At 44.0% G+C, this 4059-nt stretch carries 3 protein-coding genes; all 3 read left to right on the top strand.

Annotated elements, in window-relative coordinates; genetic code table 11:
• The first annotated feature begins 117 nt into the window (after positions 1–117).
• On the top strand, positions 118–2001 hold the full coding sequence (locus LHW48_06660; GenBank protein MCB5260137.1) for an RAMP superfamily CRISPR-associated protein: 1884 nt from the start codon (positions 118–120) through the stop codon (positions 1999–2001).
• Positions 2002–2110: 109 nt separating this feature from the next.
• Positions 2111–3721 carry a hypothetical protein gene (locus LHW48_06655; protein MCB5260136.1) on the top strand — a complete coding sequence of 537 codons (1611 nt, stop codon included), beginning with the start codon at positions 2111–2113 and terminating at the stop codon, positions 3719–3721.
• Position 3722: 1 nt separating this feature from the next.
• On the top strand, positions 3723–4059 hold a 337-nt coding region (locus tag LHW48_06650; protein MCB5260135.1), incomplete at its 3' end, for a hypothetical protein.

The following is a 4059-nucleotide window of genomic DNA, read 5'->3' as shown; positions in this document are numbered from 1 at the left end:
TGATGAGAGGGGGTATCGCTACGGCTTTGCAAACCTGATCGGCAGCATTCCGGATTTGAACACATACCCTGTCAAAGTATACGTAAACCATGCAGATGATACATGGAGGTTCTCCAAATGAACTATTGGAATAGAAACAATCATGAAAGGCCCACATCCATCAAAGATGCGATTCAAAAACTCCCCTATGGCTTTGCTCCTGTTGATAAAGACAAGCTAAATTATGACAATATGGTTCCTTTGGATAAAGACGATGAGAGCCTGATTACTGGTCACATAAACTGTGAAATGTATGCCCTCAATGAACTATGTGTTGGCAACACACATAAGGATTTGGGCCATGATAAGGTTGAGATTGCACCGCTGACGGTTGATGGCAAGGTTGTTATCCCCTCATCAACATTAAAGGGATGCTTTGCAAACTTCCTCGCCGCATACTTGCAGTACCCCATCTCCAGAATGAACAACAGGCAATATGGCTTCCGCCCGAACAATGCTCCCTCAGGAAAAAGTGTAGCGAATTATGCGGGCATTATTGAGAGCATAGCAGAAGACAACAGCATTACCGTAAAAAGGTTCAAAGAGCGGTACTATGCGTTTACAAAATACAAATATAGTCCAGCTAAGGCCAGTCGCCATAACTATCGTGATACAAACCATAATGACCGGCCACTTTACAAGTATCAGATAAGAAATGATGGGGACAAGAGCGCATACTTCTATTTTTATGATTACCACGATGGCCTTGACGGTGCCGGAACATTAGGTAAACTGACCGAAAGACCTGCCAGCCATCAGAGCTTTGGTGTAAGAGTATCCGGGCCTGGCGCTGAGCCTGAGTATGCTAATGAACGATATATCATATCACCTGATTGCTATGATGCTTACTTAAGGACTGTTCAGTATATCAAGGATGAAAAGGATGGTCATCTGCAGGATCATCCGCAGAAAAAGAACTTTAATTGTGCCGATTTCATTAAGAATGTGAAACAGAACAGCAATCTAAAGGAAGGCGATCTAATCTTTTTTGAAGTCTTAACTAAAGATGAAACCAAGGTAATCACTTTCGGAAAGCATTACAGATACCGCTGGGCTTTTAGTAGGTCTTTGCATGATTTTGACCAGGACTACCAGGCTGAGAATGCCGAAAGTATCAAGGGTGGTTTGCTAAACAGGATTGAGGAAATGTTTGGTTATTCCAGTGAGAATAAGGATATTCCTTACAAGCAAAGGGCCAAGTCAGCCAAAGTGCATTTCTCTTGCGCTGTTCATGAAAGCGGGACAGGCAAAAGCAAAGATATGTGGCTTCCTCGCGCAGGATCTCCCAAACCATCATCCTATGAGTTTTATCTAAAAGAAAACTTCACTGCCGATAAACACGTTTTGCTAAGCACATTTGGCGACCCGGCTCGGGAAGACCATAAAGTAGCTCCAAGGTTATCAGGCAGAAAGTTTTATTACCGAAAAAGAACGATTAGCCCCGCTTTAGAAAGTGACGGCATGATCAAGCTGGTAAATGTGCTTTCACCCAGCTCCAGTGTTTTACCAAAATTCACATTCCACGTATACTATGAAAACCTCAGGCCGATTGAACTGAAACTTCTATGCTTCGCGCTAAACTTAGGTCAAAACATTGAACCTAGTGTTCTAAACATGGATCCTACCGGGGTAGAAGTTACTGTTTCCAAGGATGGACAGAAACCAGAACCTCTGCTGTGTCATCAGATCGGTTATGGCAAAAACCATGGCATGGGAGCGGTAAAAGTAGTCATTGAAGAAAAGGATGGCAAAGCAATTGTTCATAGGTTTAAGCTAAATCATGAAACCGGCAGACTCCTTGAGTTTCATAGAAGTTGCACTCCCAGGAATTTCGAAAAGGGCGCTCTATACGACTTATGTAAGCTATATAGAGACCCCAAGCATTACCCGAGCTTCAAGGGTGATATCTTCACCTGGCATACAACAACAAAGAATTCTGATTTGAAGAATAGGAAAAACTAATCTGGAACTCAGGCTAATGCAATAAACGCCAGAATGTCAACTGCGGGATTAGATACCAAATCCCCCTGATCCCGCAGTTCAAATAATGCAAGATATAAGGGAGTTTAACATGGGAAACGTGTTATTTTTTGCCATAGGTCATCGAGACCTGCAGGCTATCTATGATTTACCAAATGGGAATAAGAGAAGATCCGGAGGCAAGATAAAGGATATACTTGATCAAAAGGACTCATTGCCGCTAACGAATGGCATTGGAATCAGAGAACTCAGACGAGATGAGAAAAAACCGGAGACACCAAATGGGCTTTGCTTCCCCATTTTTGACAAGATTATGGCTTATATAGCCAGCAGGAAGATCAAGACTCTGGACTATCTTTTCATACTTAGTACGGATCGATCTCAGGTTTTGCCTGTATTGCGTAGCATCAAAGCAAAATGGGAAGAGGATCTGGAAAACTTGCCTGAACTCTATGATTATCTGGATCAAGGAATGATTAGATGGATAGAAGATGACCATAGCACACCCACCGCTAAATTTCTGAAAGAGTGCATCACAGAAGGCAGAATCTATCAAGATGCTGTGCAGATCCGGAACATCGTGATCCTGAAATTGGGAAGCTACAAAGTCTTGCAACCCATTATGAAAATTAATATCACCAAGCCCATCAAGCAAGAGATCCTGGAATTGGCGGATATCAATACTCTGGACTTTTTTGAACAGGAAGCATACTATGCCCTGAGCCCCTATTTTGCAGAACTTGAAGATGCCCAAATACTTCTGGGAACACACGCGGGAGGAATGCCGCTCTTGCATCGGGCATTGGATAATGTGCTTCAAAATTGTGTCGGTCATGCTGAATACAAAAGGATCTTTACCAGTGAATACCTATCCTATATGGAGGATAAAAAAACCGAACACAAGTTCCTGGACTATATCGGGCAAATGAACCACAGTGTGATAAATATGCAATGGGATCGCGCGCAGCTCTGCCTTGACATGATCAGAAGGCACTATCCCGAATTGCCGGCATTAGTAAACTACAAAGGCTTGGAAAGAGCTATCAAGGAAGGCAAGGAGCTGTGGGAGACCAAAGGATCATGGTTTGAGCGCTTTACTGCCCACATCTTTCGGGCCATCTACACCGACAGCTTCAATGAACTGGTGGTTTGGATTACCAGTATGGAGCAAGCGGCTAAGCTGGATCTTGCCGCCAGGCAAATAGGGATATTATGGAAAAGTGTGGATATTGAAAAAAGCAAGGTTGAATTGCTGGAGCCCATCGGGCATGAGAGGTCTCTTGATCTGGATGTGTTCAAGCTGATCGGTCGGATTCCCAAAGAAAAGATTCTGAAGGCTTTCGAAGATTATATAGCTGTGTTTGGAGACCATACTGAGGGCTGGGACGACCCTGATTGGCATGCTATACGTAAAATGAGAAACAAGCTGATGCATAACGGTATAGCTCCGGCTGTAAATCAGCAGAATAGAGCTCGCGTATATGGATTCCTGAACTTATCCCCGGAAGCTGTGCGACAGGTCAAGCTGGCAATCGGCAACAGGGATTTGGCATCAATTATCAAGTTTGAAAAGGCTTGTTTGGCGAATGTTTTCTTCGCGCCTTTGGGCAGGATAGTCAATTTCAGCAAGGACATGCTAAAGGAGCGCCAATGCAGCATCAACTGCTTCCGGGCTTTACACTCAGGGCAAGCGGAGGTGTAGGATGTCCACTGTGTTAATTGTGCCCATTGGCAACACAGATATTCAACTCATATACAATGCAGATGCTTGCCGTTGTCCCTTAAAAGATAATGACTCCGTTAAGGCTGTTCCTGCAAAGCTGCCCTTTGTTTACAGTTCAGATTACAAGGAGAGTGAGTTGAGCAACAGGTCGATCGCTCAAGCTGACGCTGTAACAGCAGCCAGGATTTGCACATCGATGGATTACCTGGTAAAAAAGAACATTGCCCGGCTCGATCACCTAATTCTGCTTGCTACAGACCGTGGCAAGCAGATAGACATTCTGGATGCTTTGCTTCCGCGTCTTGGAGAAGAAGAGC

The organism is Candidatus Cloacimonadota bacterium (assembly GCA_020532355.1).
GTDB lineage: Bacteria > Cloacimonadota > Cloacimonadia > Cloacimonadales > Cloacimonadaceae > UBA5456.
The sequence above is the reverse complement of the archived record's forward strand: the minus strand, read 5'-3'. Positions and strand labels throughout refer to the sequence as shown.